This window comes from Pseudomonas sp. GP01-A4 (assembly GCF_058780865.1).
Genome location: NZ_JBYSWF010000017.1, coordinates 59,395 through 75,243 on the forward strand (window position 1 = coordinate 59,395; position 15,849 = coordinate 75,243).

Annotated in this window: 17 protein-coding genes; 3 read left to right on the top strand and 14 right to left on the bottom strand. The window is 58.5% G+C overall.

Annotated elements, in window-relative coordinates:
• Positions 1–114 precede the first annotated feature (114 nt).
• Positions 115–1,095: a GlxA family transcriptional regulator gene (locus tag AC3WKX_RS12670; RefSeq protein WP_102605436.1), complete on the bottom strand. Its 981-nt coding sequence runs from the start codon at positions 1,093–1,095 to the stop codon at positions 115–117.
• Between the two features lie 95 nt (positions 1,096–1,190).
• Here AC3WKX_RS12670 and AC3WKX_RS12675 point away from each other — a divergent pair, with 95 nt between their 5' ends.
• Positions 1,191–1,742: a cysteine hydrolase family protein gene (locus AC3WKX_RS12675; protein WP_102370002.1), complete on the top strand. Its 552-nt coding sequence runs from the start codon at positions 1,191–1,193 to the stop codon at positions 1,740–1,742.
• A gap of 12 nt (positions 1,743–1,754) precedes the next feature.
• On the opposite strand, the gene tam is transcribed toward AC3WKX_RS12675, so the two are convergent.
• Positions 1,755–2,516, bottom strand: coding sequence for a trans-aconitate 2-methyltransferase (tam, locus tag AC3WKX_RS12680; protein WP_102605435.1), 762 nt, complete (start codon positions 2,514–2,516; stop codon positions 1,755–1,757).
• Between the two features lie 103 nt (positions 2,517–2,619).
• Here tam and AC3WKX_RS12685 point away from each other — a divergent pair, with 103 nt between their 5' ends.
• Positions 2,620–3,528 carry a LysR family transcriptional regulator gene (locus tag AC3WKX_RS12685; RefSeq protein WP_173883020.1) on the top strand — a complete coding sequence of 303 codons (909 nt, stop codon included), beginning with the start codon at positions 2,620–2,622 and terminating at the stop codon, positions 3,526–3,528.
• Positions 3,529–3,619: 91 nt separating this feature from the next.
• Here AC3WKX_RS12685 and AC3WKX_RS12690 read toward each other — a convergent pair whose 3' ends face one another.
• Positions 3,620–4,138: a single-stranded DNA-binding protein gene (locus tag AC3WKX_RS12690; RefSeq protein WP_003210042.1), complete on the bottom strand. Its 519-nt coding sequence runs from the start codon at positions 4,136–4,138 to the stop codon at positions 3,620–3,622.
• A 9-nt stretch (positions 4,139–4,147) separates the two neighbouring features.
• Positions 4,148–5,542, bottom strand: coding sequence for an MFS transporter (locus AC3WKX_RS12695; RefSeq protein ID WP_102605433.1), 1,395 nt, complete (start codon positions 5,540–5,542; stop codon positions 4,148–4,150).
• A 178-nt stretch (positions 5,543–5,720) separates the two neighbouring features.
• Here AC3WKX_RS12695 and uvrA point away from each other — a divergent pair, with 178 nt between their 5' ends.
• Positions 5,721–8,555 (top strand): excinuclease ABC subunit UvrA, encoded by a 2,835-nt coding sequence (uvrA, locus tag AC3WKX_RS12700; protein ID WP_003210046.1) that lies wholly within the window; start codon positions 5,721–5,723, stop codon positions 8,553–8,555.
• Positions 8,556–8,623: 68 nt separating this feature from the next.
• Here uvrA and bfr read toward each other — a convergent pair whose 3' ends face one another.
• From bfr to rplO, 10 genes are all read right to left on the bottom strand, one after another.
• Entirely contained in the window at positions 8,624–9,088 is a 465-nt protein-coding gene (gene bfr / locus AC3WKX_RS12705; RefSeq protein WP_003210048.1) for a bacterioferritin, read from the bottom strand.
• A gap of 155 nt (positions 9,089–9,243) precedes the next feature.
• The gene (locus AC3WKX_RS12710; RefSeq protein ID WP_008436430.1) at positions 9,244–10,692 is read right to left on the bottom strand and encodes a catalase; all 1,449 of its coding nucleotides are present in this window, start codon (positions 10,690–10,692) and stop codon (positions 9,244–9,246) included.
• Positions 10,693–10,939: 247 nt separating this feature from the next.
• Positions 10,940–11,326, bottom strand: a complete 387-nt coding sequence (gene rplQ, locus AC3WKX_RS12715; RefSeq protein WP_003210053.1) for a 50S ribosomal protein L17 — start codon at positions 11,324–11,326, stop codon at positions 10,940–10,942.
• 41 nt (positions 11,327–11,367) lie between these two features.
• Positions 11,368–12,369: a DNA-directed RNA polymerase subunit alpha gene (locus AC3WKX_RS12720; protein ID WP_003176403.1), complete on the bottom strand. Its 1,002-nt coding sequence runs from the start codon at positions 12,367–12,369 to the stop codon at positions 11,368–11,370.
• A 22-nt stretch (positions 12,370–12,391) separates the two neighbouring features.
• Positions 12,392–13,012, bottom strand: a complete 621-nt coding sequence (rpsD, locus tag AC3WKX_RS12725; protein ID WP_102605432.1) for a 30S ribosomal protein S4 — start codon at positions 13,010–13,012, stop codon at positions 12,392–12,394.
• 18 nt (positions 13,013–13,030) lie between these two features.
• A complete protein-coding gene (gene rpsK / locus AC3WKX_RS12730) occupies positions 13,031–13,420 on the bottom strand; it encodes a 30S ribosomal protein S11 (protein ID WP_002555466.1) in 390 nt (129 codons plus the stop codon).
• A gap of 30 nt (positions 13,421–13,450) precedes the next feature.
• Positions 13,451–13,807: a 30S ribosomal protein S13 gene (rpsM, locus tag AC3WKX_RS12735; protein WP_003210063.1), complete on the bottom strand. Its 357-nt coding sequence runs from the start codon at positions 13,805–13,807 to the stop codon at positions 13,451–13,453.
• 129 nt (positions 13,808–13,936) lie between these two features.
• Positions 13,937–14,053, bottom strand: a complete 117-nt coding sequence (gene rpmJ, locus AC3WKX_RS12740; RefSeq protein ID WP_002555468.1) for a 50S ribosomal protein L36 — start codon at positions 14,051–14,053, stop codon at positions 13,937–13,939.
• Between the two features lie 27 nt (positions 14,054–14,080).
• Positions 14,081–15,409: a preprotein translocase subunit SecY gene (gene secY, locus AC3WKX_RS12745; RefSeq protein WP_003210064.1), complete on the bottom strand. Its 1,329-nt coding sequence runs from the start codon at positions 15,407–15,409 to the stop codon at positions 14,081–14,083.
• Positions 15,410–15,847, bottom strand: a complete 438-nt coding sequence (rplO, locus tag AC3WKX_RS12750) for a 50S ribosomal protein L15 (RefSeq protein ID WP_003210066.1) — start codon at positions 15,845–15,847, stop codon at positions 15,410–15,412. It abuts the gene before it with no gap.
• Positions 15,848–15,849: the final 2 nt, after the last annotated feature.

Here is a 15,849-nt window from a genome sequence, read left to right on the forward strand (position 1 = left end):
AAGGCGGCGTTTGTCTAAACGCGCGGGGAATCAATCAGTTGCGGGAAAAGCGATAGCACTTGGCCTGTTTTATTCTGCACGATGTGATCCCGGTGTCGCGGTTTTCTGCACGATTCAGGCTTGCGCCTTGGAGGGCGTCACGCCGAAACGGCTGCGGTAATCACTTGGCGCCAGCCCGGTGATTTTCTTGAAGGTGGCGCGGAAGGCGCCGGGGTCCTGATACCCCACGGTCCAGGCGATGTGATCAATGGTGCCGTTGGTGAACTCGAGCATTTGGCGCGCCTTGCCGACACGCAGGTGCTGGCAATATTCGGTGGGTTTCAAACCGGTGGCGGCGCGGAACCGTCGCAGGAAGGTGCGTTCCTCAAGTCCCGCCTCCTGCGCCATGGCAGCCAACGAAACATCCACCGCACCGCTGGCCTGCAGCCAATGTTGCACCTTGAGAATCGCAGCGTCGCCATGGGCAAGGATCGGCGCAAAGTTACTGCCGCACTCACTGGCGCTGTCACTGTGTTCGATCACCAGGAAACGCGCGGTGCTGGCAGCGATGCTCGGGCCGAGCAAACGGTCCACCAGGCGCAGGCCCAATTCGGACCAGGCCATGAGGCCGGCGGTGGTGATCAAGTCGCCGTCGTCGACGATGGGTTTGTCGGCTTCCAGGCGAATCGCCGGATAACGGGCGGCGAAGGTTTTCGCCGACGTCCAGTGCGTGGTGGCGCTGCGACCGTCCAACAGGCCGCTTTCCGCCATCAGGATCGAACCTACGCACACGCCGCCCAGAATGGTCCCGGAGCGATGTTGCTGGCGCAGCCAATCCAGCAATTCGGCGGACGCCTGGCCCTCGGAAAAGCCGGCAATGGAGGGTGGAATCAGCAAGGCCGTCAACCTATCCCCGCTACCGGGCTCGCTATCGAATACACGGGTCGGCGCACCGCCTGTTTCAGCCTGCCAATGGCTGATGCGCAGGGACGGCAGTTGCTCGGACTGATGCTCGGTCGCAATCCGGTTGGCGACCGCGAACAGGTCGGTCAAGCCATGCACGGCGGCCATTTGCGCACCGCTGTAGATCAGCACGCCGAGTTCGACGATCGCCATTGTCAGTTTTCCCTCTGTTATTGTCGGTGCGGCCAATCCCCAGGCGTCACGCCAGCCAGGATACTGGACGCATCAACCCTCACAAGGAAACCAACATGGCCAAGCAAGCGCTCATCCTAATCGATATCCAGAACGACTACTTCCCCCAGGGCAAGTGGCCGCTAGACGGAGTGGACGCGGCGGCAGACAAGGCGCAGCAAGTGCTACAGGCATTTCGCCAGGCAGGCGATACGGTGATTCACGTACGCCACGAATTCACCTCCGACGATGCCCCCTTCTTCACCCCGGGCTCGGAAGGTGCACACCTGCACCCCAAGGTGCTGAACCAGGCCGATGAGCCCGTGGTGCTCAAGCATTTCGTCAATGCGTTCCGCGAAACCAACCTGCGGGCCCTGCTGGAACAACGCAGCATCACCGAACTGGTGGTGGTAGGCAGCATGAGCCATATGTGCATCGACGGCGTGGTGCGCGCCGCGTCGGACCTGGGCTACAGCGTGACCGTGATCCACGATGCCTGCGCCACGCGGGACCTGGAATTCAATGGCAGCGTCGTGCCGGCAGCCCAGGTGCATGCGGCGTTTATGTCGTCGCTGGGGTTTGCTTATGCGAGCGTGGTGTCGGCGGAACAGTTCTTGTCCGCCGATTGACCTTCTCCGCGCTTACCGGGTAGCGATGATGAACAGGCGCGGAAACGGCAGCAACACAGTGCCATCGGCCAGCGCTGGATAAGCCTTGGTGATCCGCGCCAGGTACTCGTCGAGGAAGGCGTTCCTTTCTGACTCGGTCAGGGGCGCCAGGAATGGACGCAACGCCGAACCCTTGAACCACTCCACCACCGCGGCGGAACCTGCCAGCGGATGGTGGTAAGTGGTGCGCCATACATCCACGGTGGAACAGTGTTGGCTCAGCAACTCAAAGTAGTAGCTCGCGGTATGGCGTTCATTGTGTTTGACGCTGCCGATCTTTGCGGCCCACGGGCCGTCCGCCGCGACTTCCCGCGCCAGCTTGTGGGCCGGCTCGTCAAGATTGTCGGGCGTCTGCACCGCCAGGGTGCCGCCGGGAGTCAGTTGATTGACTAAATGCGGATACAGCGTGGCGTGATCAGGCAGCCATTGCAGCGATGCATTGGCGAGGATGACGTCGAATTTCTGCACAGGGTTCCAGGCGCCGATATCAGCCAATTCGAAGTTCAACGCGGGCAGGCGCTTGCGGGCGTCGACCAGCATGTCATCGGAACTGTCCATGCCGGTGACCAATGCCTGCGGAAAGCGATCAGCCAGGACTTCAGTCGAATTGCCCGGGCCGCAACCCAGGTCGACGGCGGTGCGCACATCACCCTCAGGGATGGCCGCTACCAGATCCCGGACGGGACGAGTGCGCTGTTGTTCGAACATCGAGTATTGCTTGGCTGACCAGGTCATTGCGGCATTCCTTCTTCTGTGAGGAGTGAGGACAGCCTAAATCTTGTGATCCATGAGAACAAATGCCACGATTGATCATCTCCCATACCTGAAAAGTATCCCTATGCTGGAACTCAGGCAGCTCAGGGCCTTTGTCGCGATTGCCGAAGAAGGCTATATCACCCGCGCGGCAGAACGTCTGGGCATGCAGCAACCGCCGCTGACCCGCCTGTTGCAAAGTCTTGAAGCCGAGTTGGGTGTGGTGCTGATGGAGCGCCTGCCACGAGGCGTGCGCCCGACCACTGCGGGGCTGGCCTTGCTGGAGGAGGCGCGGCATATCTTGGCCAGCGTCGATGGTGTGGCCGACATTGTGCGCCGCGCCGCCCGAGGTGAACGCGGACGCCTGGCGATTGGTTTCACCAGCTCCGCCGCCTTGCATCCGTTTGTGCCCAGCGTACTGCGCCTGTTTCGGGAAACCTTTGTCGGCGTTTCAGTGGTACTGGAAGAAGCCGGTACCGGTGAACTGCTGGACGCGTTGCTGCACGAAAAGCTCGACGCGGCGTTCATTCGCTCGCCGCTGAGCGGGACGCAGGCGTTGCAGGACCAGCCAATTCTGGTAGAGCCAATGTTGCTGGCGCTGCCTACCGATCATCCACTGGCTATCAACCCGTCGACGCCGCTGCCATTGGCGGCATTGGCCACCGAGGCGTTTGTGCTGTATCGCCGCCGGGTGGGGCTTGGGTTGTATGACGCGATTCTGGTGGCGTGTCGCGAAGCAGGTTTCAGCCCGCAGGTTGTGCAAGAGGCGCCGCGCATGACGGCGACATTGAGCCTGGTGGCTGCGGGGCTTGGGGTTTCGGTTGTGCCTGCCTCAATGCAACGGTTGCGGGGCGACGGGATTGTTTATCGGGAGCTTTCGGAGTGCCGGAGCCTGGTGGCGCCGTTGCACCTGGCTACCCGGGTAGGTGATACGTCGTCGGTATTGGAGAGGTTTCGGGAGTTGGTGGTGAGCGCCGCTTCTACTGACGTTTAGCGGATTGCCGTGTCCGCAATGAAAAACCCCCGGGGCCAAGGCCACCGGGGGTTTTCTGGTGTTACGCGACAGTTCTGGGTCTCAAGCGACCTTAGAACGGAATATCGTCATCAAAGCTGTCGAAGTCGGCTGCCGGCTGAGGAGCGGCCTGCTGTGGCGCTGGACGCGACTCACGCTGTGGCTGCTGGGTTGGCTGCGGACGGGACTGCTGCTGTGGACGCGGTGCCGAGTTGGACATGCCGCCCTGGCCCTGTTGGTCGCCCTGTGGACGGCCGCCCAGCAGTTGCATGGTGCCTTGCATGTCGACCACGATTTCGGTGGTGTAACGCTTGATGCCGTCTTTTTCCCACTCGCGGGTTTGCAGCTTGCCTTCGATGTAGACCTGCGAACCTTTGCGCAGGTATTCACCGGCGATCTCTGCAACCTTGCCGAACATCGACACACGGTGCCATTCGGTTTTCTCGACCTTCTGGCCGGTTTGCTTGTCGGTCCACTGTTCGCTGGTCGCCAGACTCAGGTTGGTCACGGCGTTACCGTTCGGCAAGTAGCGAACTTCGGGATCCTGGCCGCATGTACCGACCAATATGACTTTGTTAACCCCACGGGCCATAACGTTCTCCTAGGCTGGGCGCGCTGTCGGCACTGGGTTGACCAGTTGCTCGAGCGTCGCGCGATCCAATAATTCGGTGTCCAATTTGATGTAAATGGCCGCCTCTTCAGCAACCACGACTGCATCTGTTACCCCAACGACGGCCTTCAGGCGCTCTACCAGACCGGCTTCACGAATCGCTTCGGGCGATAACGGCAGACGCAGGCTTGTGACGTATGGGGGTTCGCGCATGGTAACAGCAAAGGCCAGCCAAAGTGCAGCCAGCCCGGCGCATCCAAGGAACACAACCGACAAACCGCCATGCTGGAACATCCAGCCGCCCATGATCCCGCCCAGTGCAGAACCGAGGAACTGGCTGGTGGAATACACGCCCATCGCCGTGCCTTTGCCGCCGGCCGGTGAAACCTTACTGATCAGCGAAGGCAATGAAGCCTCCAGCAGGTTGAACGCGGTGAAGAACACCACCGTGCCGATCACCAGCGCCCGCAGGCTGTCGCCGAACTGCCAGAAGAATAGCTCAGTGAGCATCAATGTCGCGACGGCGCCCAGCAGAACTCGTTTCATTTTGCGTTTCTTCTCGCCGTAGATGATGAACGGGATCATGGCGAAGAACGAAATCAGCAGCGCGGCCAGGTACACCCACCAGTGCTGCTCCTTGGGCAGCCCGGCTTTTTGTACCAGGGCCAGGGGCAAGGCGACGAAGCTGCACATCAGCATTGCGTGCAATACGAAGATACCCAAATCCAGGCGCAACAGGTCCGGGTGCTTGAGTGTCGGCAGCAATGCCTGCTTGGCGACGCCCGACTCACGGTGCTGCAACGGCCCCGTGGAATGCGGAACCATGAAGGCTACGATCACGATGCCGAACAGCGCCATGCCACCCGTCGCCAGGAACAGGCCGTGCAAGCCGAACGCGCGGGTCAGCAGCGGGCCAACTACCATCGCCACGGCGAACGAAAGACCGATGGTCATGCCGATCATCGCCATGGCCTTGGTACGGTGTTGTTCGCGGGTCAGGTCGGAGAGCAGTGCCATGACGGCGGCGGAAATCGCGCCGGCGCCTTGCAGGACGCGTCCGGCGATCACGCCCCAGATAGAGTCGGCATTGGCCGCAAGCACACTGCCCAGGGCGAAGACGATCAGGCCGAGGTAGATCACCGGCCGGCGGCCGATGCGGTCGGAAATGACGCCGAACGGAATCTGAAACAGCGCCTGGGTCAGGCCATAGGCGCCAATCGCCAGGCCGATCAGGGCCGGGGTCGCTCCTGCGAGATCCATTCCATAGGTTGCCAGCACCGGCAACACCATAAACATGCCAAGCATACGGAATGCGAACACCAGGGCCAGACCGCTTGCTGCGCGGGTCTCGCTGCCACTCATGCGTTCGCTGTGGGGATCGTGCATGGATAAACCTCGTGTGAACCGGCGGCGATTCTACCAGTCCCATCGATTGAGAGGGTATATGCGGCGCTTTGCCGCGCAGCTTTCATGTAAGGCTGCACCCGGCACTTTGACAGTGTATATTCATCCAGTCTTTAGCCGTATACTCCTGCATTATTTACGCCCGCCGTGCGAGGCCATCTTGGACAAGATCCTGATTCGTGGGGCTCGAACCCACAACCTGAAGAACATCGACCTGACCCTGCCACGGGACAAACTGATCGTCATCACCGGCTTGTCCGGGTCCGGCAAGTCGTCCCTGGCGTTTGACACGCTGTACGCCGAAGGCCAGCGCCGCTACGTGGAATCCCTGTCGGCCTATGCCCGCCAATTCCTGTCGATGATGGAAAAGCCCGACGTCGACACCATTGAAGGCCTGTCGCCTGCGATTTCCATCGAACAGAAATCCACCTCCCACAACCCGCGTTCCACCGTGGGCACCATCACCGAGATCTACGACTACCTGCGTCTGCTGTATGCCCGCGTCGGTATTCCCCGCTGCCCGGACCACGACATTCCCCTGGAAGCCCAGACCGTCAGCCAGATGGTCGACCTGGTGCTGGCCCAGCCGGAAGGCGCCAAGCTGATGCTGCTGGCACCGGTGATTCGCGAGCGCAAGGGTGAACACCTTTCGGTCTTTGAAGAACTGCGTGCCCAGGGTTTCGTGCGTGCCCGCATCAACGGCAAGCTCTACGAGCTGGACGAAGCGCCGAAGCTGGATAAACAGAAGAAGCACTCGATTGATGTGGTCGTCGACCGTTTCAAGGTGCGTGCCGATTTGCAGCAGCGCCTGGCGGAGTCTTTCGAGACCGCGCTGAAGCTGGCAGACGGCATTGCCCTGGTGGCGCCGATGGACGACGAACCCGGGGAAGAAATCATCTTCTCCGCGCGCTTCGCCTGCCCGATCTGCGGCCATGCCATCAGCGAGCTGGAACCGAAGCTGTTTTCCTTCAACAACCCGGCCGGCGCTTGCCCGACCTGTGATGGCCTGGGGGTTAAGCAATTCTTCGACATCAAGCGCCTGGTCAACGGTGACCTCACACTGGCGGAGGGTGCGATACGTGGCTGGGACAGGCGTAACGTCTATTACTTCCAGATGCTGGGTTCGTTGGCTTCGCACTACAAGTTCAGCCTGGAAGTGCCGTTCAACGAACTGCCGGCCGAACAGCAGAAATTCATCCTGCATGGCAGCGGTTCACAGAACGTCGACTTCAAGTATTTGAACGACCGTGGCGATATCGTCAAACGCTCGCACCCGTTCGAAGGCATCGTGCCGAACCTGGAGCGGCGCTACCGCGAGACGGAGTCCGCCAGCGTGCGCGAGGAACTGGCCAAGTTCCTCAGCACCCAGCCTTGCCCGGATTGCCGTGGCACACGCCTGCGCCGTGAGGCACGGCATGTGTGGGTTGGCGAGAAGACCCTGCCGGCAGTGACCAACCTGCCGATTGGCGATGCCTGCGAATACTTCGGCACGCTGAAACTGACGGGCCGCCGCGGGGAAATTGCCGACAAGATCCTCAAGGAGATTCGTGAACGGCTGCAGTTCCTGGTCAACGTGGGCCTGGACTACCTGTCGCTGGACCGCAGTGCCGACACGCTTTCCGGCGGTGAAGCCCAGCGGATTCGCTTGGCCAGCCAGATCGGTGCCGGCCTGGTGGGCGTGTTGTACATCCTCGATGAACCGTCGATTGGATTGCATCAACGGGACAACGACCGCTTGCTGGGCACGCTGAAGCACCTGCGGGACATCGGCAATACGGTGATCGTGGTCGAGCACGATGAAGACGCGATTCGCCTGGCCGATTATGTGGTCGATATCGGCCCGGGAGCGGGTGTTCACGGTGGGCATATTGTCGCCGAGGGCACGCCGGCTGAAGTGATGGCGCATCCTGACTCGCTGACCGGTAAGTACCTGTCGGGTCGCGTGAAGATCGCCGTGCCGGCCAAACGCACCCCGCGCAACAAGAAGATGGCACTGCACCTCAAGGGCGCGCGTGGCAACAACCTGCGCAATGTCGACCTGGAGATCCCGCTGGGCCTGCTGACCTGTGTGACCGGTGTATCCGGTTCGGGCAAATCAACGCTGATCAACAACACGCTGTTCCCGTTGAGTGCCACTGCACTGAACGGCGCGACCACCCTGGAAGCCGCCGCTCACGACAGCATCAAGGGCCTGGAACACCTGGACAAGGTGGTCGATATCGACCAAAGCCCGATTGGCCGCACACCGCGCTCCAACCCGGCGACCTACACCGGGCTGTTCACGCCGATTCGCGAGCTGTTCGCCGGCGTGCCGGAATCGCGCTCCCGTGGCTACGGGCCTGGCCGGTTCTCGTTCAACGTCAAGGGCGGCCGCTGCGAAGCGTGCCAGGGCGATGGCTTGATCAAGGTGGAGATGCACTTCCTGCCGGACATCTACGTGCCGTGCGACGTGTGCAAGAGCAAGCGCTACAACCGCGAAACCCTGGAGATCAAGTACAAGGGCAAGAGCATTCACGAAACCCTCGAGATGACGATCGAGGAAGCGCGGGTGTTCTTCGACGCGGTACCGGCCCTGGCGCGCAAGCTGCAGACACTGATGGATGTTGGCCTGTCGTACATCAAGCTGGGTCAGTCGGCGACGACGCTGTCGGGTGGCGAGGCCCAGCGGGTCAAGCTGTCTCGCGAGCTGTCCAAGCGTGATACCGGCAAGACGCTGTACATCCTCGACGAGCCGACCACAGGCCTGCACTTCGCGGATATTCAGCAATTGCTGGATGTGCTGCATCGCCTGCGTGACCACGGCAACACGGTGGTAGTGATCGAGCACAATCTGGATGTGATCAAGACCGCCGACTGGCTGGTGGACCTGGGGCCGGAAGGCGGTTCCAAAGGTGGGCAGATCATTGCGGTCGGCACACCGGAGCAAGTCTCGGAGATGAAGCAGTCTCACACCGGCTTCTACCTCAAGCCTCTGCTGGCTCGCGACAAGGACTGATTGTTCAGCCCCACGAAAAAGCCCCTGTCACCGTGTAAGTGACAGGGGCTTTTTAGTAGCTGGAGGAATCAGAACTGCGATTGCAGGTAATTCTCCAGGCCAATCAGCTTGATCAGGCCCAACTGCTTTTCCAGCCAGTAGGTGTGATCCTCTTCGGTGTCATTCAACTGCACCCGCAGGATTTCCCGCGTGACGTAGTCGTTGTGCTGCTCGCAGAGCTCAATGCCCTTGCAGAGCGCGGCACGGACCTTGTACTCAAGGCGCAAGTCGCTGGCGAGCATCTCAGGCACCGTGGTGCCGGTATCCAGGTCGTCGGGACGCATACGGGGCGTGCCTTCGAGCATCAGGATACGGCGCATCAGTGCGTCGGCGTGCTGTGCCTCTTCTTCCATTTCATGGTTGATACGCTCGTAGAGCTCGGTAAAGCCCCAGTCTTCGTACATCCGCGAGTGAATGAAATATTGGTCACGAGCTGCCAGTTCGCCCGTCAGCAACGTGTTGAGGTAATCGATTACGTCGGGGTGACCTTGCATCGCCCTACATCTCCCTGCTTGAAAGTCTGTAGTTTGAACCATGATGACCCGGAGGTCACGGGACCAACGGCAGAAAAGTGAAGATTTCCGGTGAAAAGTAGCTTAAATAACGCAAAAACCGCCCAAATGAGGGCGGTTCTGCTTATCGTTTAGAGTCAGTTAAGCGATACACCCAGTGCAGATGCGATCCCTTCTCCATAAGCCGGGTCGGCCTTGAAGAAGTACTGCAACTGGCGCTGCACCACGTCGCTGGAAACACCCGCCATTGCGCCGGCGATATTGTTGATCAGCAGGGCTTTCTGCTCATCGTTCATCAGGCGGAACAGCGCACCGGCATGGCTGTAGTAGTCGGTATCTTCGCGGTGATCGTAACGATCAGCCGCACCGCTCAGGGCCAAGGCTGGCTCGGCGTACTGAGGAGCCTGCTTCGGCGCATCGGCGTAGCTGTTTGGCTCGTAATTGGGGGCCGCACCACCATTGGAGCCGAATGCCATCGAACCATCACGCTGGTAGCTGTTGACCGGGCTGCGTGGCGCATTCACCGGCAGTTGCTGGTGATTGGTACCTACGCGGTAGCGATGGGCATCGGCGTAAGCGAACACGCGCCCTTGCAGCATGCGGTCTGGCGACAGGCCAACACCCGGGACCATGTTGCTTGGACCGAAAGCCGCCTGTTCAACTTCAGCGAAGTAGTTCAGCGGGTTGCGGTTCAGTTCCAGCTCACCCACTTCGATCAGCGGGAACTCTTTCTGCGACCAGGTCTTGGTCACGTCGAACGGGTTTTCGTAGTGAGCGTTGGCCTGGGCCTCAGTCATGATCTGAATGCACACGCGCCATTTCGGGAAGTCACCACGCTCAATAGCACCGAACAGATCGCGCTGAGCGTAATCAGGGTCGGTACCGGCCAGGCGTGCAGCGTCAGCCGGCGCCAGGTTCTTGATACCTTGCTTGGTCTTGTAGTGCCACTTCACCCAGTGGCGCTCGCCTTTGGCGTTAATCAAGCTGTAGGTGTGACTGCCGAAGCCGTGCATGTGACGGTAGCCGTCCGGGATGCCACGGTCCGAAAACAGGATGGTGACCTGGTGCAGCGCCTCAGGGGAGTGCGACCAGAAGTCCCACATCATCTGTGCACTTTTCAGGTTGCTTTGCGGCAGGCGCTTTTGGGTGTGGATAAAGTCGGGAAACTTCAGCGGGTCGCGGATGAAGAACACCGGGGTGTTGTTACCAACGATGTCCCAGTTGCCTTCTTCGGTGTAGAACTTCAACGCGAAACCACGCGGGTCGCGCTCAGTATCAGCCGAACCACGCTCGCCACCCACCGTGGAGAAGCGCAGGAAAGTCGGAGTTTGCTTGCCCACAGAATCGAAGAGCTTGGCGCTGGTGTACTGCGTGATGTCTTGAGTGACGGTGAAGGTACCGTAAGCGCCCGAGCCTTTGGCGTGTACACGACGCTCAGGAATGTTTTCACGGTTGAAGTGAGCGAGCTTCTCGATCAGGTGAAAGTCGTCGAGCAGCAGCGGGCCGCGTGGGCCGGCGGAACGGGAATTCTGGTTATCCGCGACAGGTGCGCCGCTGGCGGTAGTAAGGGTTTTATTCTGGCTCATGCTCAATCTTCCTCAGGTCAGTCTTGGAACTGCCGGCTAATCGGCTTGGAGCGATTATTGATCAGGAAGATGACACCATCAAATTTATTAAATCATACCCACCGATAGAAATTAACTAACGATCCATCCGAACGGATATCAGAAGTAGCTGCACGGGCTGAACGTGTATTCGCTCGAGGTAATTCCAGTTTTTAACGCGCACAAAAAACCGGGCACTAGGCCCGGTTCTTCGTTACAGACTGACGTCTTACTCAGCGGATACAGCTTCACCGCCAACTGGACGATCGATCAGCTCAACGTACGCCATAGGCGCGTTGTCACCAGCGCGGAAACCGCACTTGAGGATGCGCAGGTAGCCACCCTCACGGGTAGCGTAACGCTTGCCCAGGTCGTTGAAGAGCTTACCAACGATAGCTTTCGAACGAGTACGGTCGAAAGCCAGACGGCGGTTAGCCAGGCTGTCTGTCTTGGCCAAAGTAATCAGCGGCTCAGCAACGCGACGCAGTTCTTTAGCTTTCGGCAGTGTAGTTTTGATCAGCTCGTGCTCGAACAGCGACACCGCCATGTTCTGGAACATAGCCTTACGGTGCGAGCTGGTACGGCTCAGGTGACGACCACTTTTACGATGACGCATGGTTCATTCCTTACCAAACTCACGTTCGGTGATTACGACGATCAGGCAGTCGCCTTGTCGTCCTTCTTAAGACTTGCAGGCGGCCAGTTGTCGAGGCGCATGCCGAGGGACAGACCGCGGGAGGCCAGAACGTCCTTGATTTCAGTCAAGGATTTCTTGCCCAGGTTCGGAGTCTTCAACAGTTCTACTTCGGTGCGCTGAATCAGATCACCGATGTAGTAAATGTTTTCCGCCTTAAGGCAGTTAGCCGAACGTACAGTCAGTTCCAGATCGTCAACCGGGCGAAGCAGGATCGGATCGATCTCGTCTTCCTGCTCGATTACCACTGGTTCGCTGTCACCCTTGAGGTCGACGAACGCAGCCAACTGCTGTTGCAGAATGGTTGCAGCGCGGCGGATAGCCTCTTCAGGATCCAGAGTACCGTTGGTTTCCAGATCAATAACCAGCTTGTCCAGGTTAGTACGCTGTTCGACACGGGCGTTTTCCACCACGTATGCGATACGGCGAACCGGGCTGAACGAAGAGTCGAGCTGCAAGCGACCAATGCTGCGGCTTTCGTCTTCATCGCTCTGACGCGAGTCGGCCGGTTCATAACCACGACCACGAGCTACGGTGAGCTTCATGTTCAGGGCGCCGTTAGACGCCAGGTTAGCGATTACGTGATCGGGATTAACGATCTCGACATCATGATCCAGCTGAATATCGGCAGCGGTAACCACCCCCGAACCCTTCTTCGACAAGGTCAGCGTAACTTCGTCACGGCCGTGCAGCTTGATAGCCAGACCTTTAAGGTTCAACAGGATTTCAATTACGTCTTCCTGTACACCTTCGATGGCGCTGTACTCGTGGAGCACACCGTCAATCTCGGCCTCGACTACTGCACAGCCGGGCATTGAGGACAACAGGATGCGGCGCAGCGCGTTGCCCAGGGTGTGGCCAAAACCACGCTCGAGAGGCTCGAGAGTGATCTTGGCGCGGGTTGGACTGACAACCTGCACATCAATGTGACGGGGTGTCAGGAACTCATTTACCGAAATCTGCATGGATGCACCTATTTTCTAGCCCTTACTTGGAGTAGAGCTCGACAATCAGGCTTTCGTTGATGTCGGCGGACAGATCACTGCGAGCAGGAACGTTCTTGAAAACGCCCGACTTCTTCTCAGTGTCTACTTCTACCCATTCTACGCGGCCACGTTGGGCACACAGATCGAGAGCTTGGACAATGCGAAGTTGATTTTTTGCTTTCTCGCGAATCGCGACCACGTCACCAGCACGAACCTGGTACGACGGGACGTTAACGGTTTGGCCGTTTACGCTGACGGATTTGTGCGATACCAGCTGACGGGATTCGGCACGAGTCGAACCAAAGCCCATACGGTATACAACGTTGTCCAGACGGCATTCGAGCAGTTGCAGCAGGTTTTCACCGGTTGCACCTTTCTTGCCAGCAGCTTCTTTGTAGTAGCCGCTGAACTGACGCTCGAGAACGCCGTAGATACGACGGACCTTCTGCTTTTCACGCAGTTGGGTGCCGTAGTCGGACTGGCGACCGCGGCGTTGGCCGTGGATACCAGGTGCTACTTCAATGTTGCACTTCGATTCGATCGCGCGCACGCCGCTCTTCAGAAAGAGATCGGTGCCTTCACGACGAGCGAGTTTGCATTTTGGACCAATGTAACGAGCCATTCTTTACAATCTCCTGGATTACACGCGGCGCTTCTTCGGCGGACGGCACCCGTTGTGCGGGATTGGCGTCACGTCGGTGATGCTGGCGATCTTATAGCCACAGCCGTTCAATGCACGGACAGCAGACTCACGACCTGGACCTGGACCTTTGACGTTGACGTCGAGGTTTTTCAGGCCATATTCCAGCGCAGCTTGACCAGCACGTTCAGCAGCTACTTGAGCAGCAAACGGGGTGGACTTGCGGGAACCGCGGAAACCCGAACCACCGGAGGTAGCCCAAGAAAGCGCGTTACCTTGACGGTCGGTGATGGTCACGATTGTGTTGTTAAAAGATGCATGGATGTGGGCGATGCCATCAACCACTGTCTTTTTAACTTTTTTACGAGGACGAGCAGCAGGTTTTGCCATGATTAATTTCCTGTCGATTCGCGTGGGCGATTACTTGCGGATCGGCTTACGCGGACCTTTACGGGTACGCGCGTTAGTCTTGGTACGCTGACCGCGTACTGGAAGACCACGACGATGACGCAGACCACGGTAGCAACCGAGGTCCATCAAACGCTTGATTTTCATGTTGATTTCGCGACGCAGGTCACCTTCAGTGGTGAACTTCGCCACTTCGCCACGCAACAGCTCAATCTGCTCGTCGCTCAGATCCTTGATCTTTGCGGCTGGGTTTACCCCAGTATCTGCGCAAATTTTCTGCGCAGTAGTGCGACCAACACCATAGATGTAGGTCAGCGAGATAACAGTGTGCTTGTTATCTGGAATGTTAACGCCTGCAATACGGGCCATTCAGTGGGACTCCAATTGACAGCTACCTACGCCCCGGAAGCCAAGAAATAGGGCGCGAGATAATATCGCTGTAATAACAAATAATCAACCCGGCAGCGCACTAGCTGCCGGGCTTCAAGCGGATCACACTCAGCCTTGGCGCTGTTTGTGACGCGGTTCCGCGCTGCAAATTACTCGAACAACACCTTCGCGGCGAATAATCTTGCAGTTACGGCACAGCTTTTTCACCGATGCACGAACTTTCATCACCAACTCCTCGAACCTTATGGGTACTCAGCGCAACATGCCGCTGCCGTAACCCTTCAGGTTGGCTTTCTTCATCAGGGATTCGTACTGGTGCGAAACGAGGTGCGATTGTACTTGGGACATGAAGTCCATCACAACCACGACGACGATCAGCAACGAGGTCCCGCCAAGGTAGAACGGAACGTTTGCTGCAACCACCAGGAACTGGGGCAACAGGCAGACGGCCGTCATATATAGAGCACCGAACATGGTCAAGCGAGTCAGAACGCCATCAATGTAGCGCGCAGACTGCTCACCTGGACGAATACCCGGAATAAAGGCACCGGACTTCTTCAGGTTTTCCGCTACGTCTTTCGGATTGAACATCAACGCCGTATAGAAGAAGCAGAAGAAAATAATCCCTGCACTAAACAGCAGAATATTCAACGGCTGACCAGGAGCGATCGACTGCGAGATGTCCTGCAACCAGCCCATACCTTCAGACTGACCGAACCAGGCACCCAACGAAGCCGGAAACAGCAAAATGCTGCTCGCGAAAATGGCAGGAATAACCCCAGCCATGTTCACTTTCAGCGGCAGGTGGCTGGTCTGCGCGGCAAAGACCTTGCGGCCCTGCTGACGCTTGGCGTAGTGAACAGCAATACGACGCTGGCCACGCTCAATGAACACCACAAAACCGATAATCGCTACTGCCAACAAACCGATGGCAACCAGGGCGAAGATATTGATATCACCCTGACGTGCAGACTCGAAAGACTGCCCAATCGCTCTCGGAAGACCGGCAACGATACCTGCGAAAATCAACATCGAGATACCGTTACCAACACCACGCTCAGTAATCTGCTCACCCAGCCACATCATGAACATCGCACCAGCCACAAATGTGGATACCGCGACGAAATGGAAGCCAAAGTCACCAGTGAACGCAACACCCTGCCCGGCCAGGCCAACGGACATGCCGATAGCCTGGACCAGGGCGAGGATGACAGTGCCGTAGCGGGTGTACTGGCTTATCTTGCGACGGCCAGCTTCACCTTCCTTCTTCAACTGCTCCAACTGCGGACTGACGGCGGTCATCAGTTGCATGATGATCGATGCCGAGATGTACGGCATGATCCCCAGTGCAAAGATACTCATCCGTTCCAGCGCGCCGCCGGAAAACATGTTGAACAAGCTAAGAATGGTCCCCTCATTCTGTCGAAACAGGTCTGCGAGTCGGTCCGGGTTGATACCTGGAACCGGGATGTGTGCGCCTATTCGGTAGACGATAATCGCCAGGAACAGAAAACGCAGACGAGCCCAAAGTTCAGACATACCGCCTTTGCCGAGCGCTGAGAGAGCACCTTGCTTAGCCATTTATTCCTCGAACTTGCCGCCAGCTGCTTCGATAGCCGAACGCGCACCTTTGGTGGCGCCGATTCCCTTGCCGATAGTGACAGCGCGAGTCACTTCACCGGACAGCATGATTTTCACACGCTGTACGTTGACGTTGATCACGTTGGCATCTTTCAGGGTCTGCACGGTAACGATGTCGCCCTCCACTTTGGCCAGCTCGGACAGACGCACTTCTGCGCGGTCCATGGCTTTCAGGGAAACGAAACCGAACTTCGGCAGGCGACGATGCAGCGGCTGTTGACCGCCCTCAAAGCCTGGAGCGATGGTGCCACCGGAGCGGGAGGACTGACCTTTGTGGCCACGGCCACCGGTCTTGCCCAAACCACTACCGATACCACGGCCCGGACGATGCTTTTCGCGACGGGAACCCGGCGCTGGACTCAGATCATTGAGTTTCATCG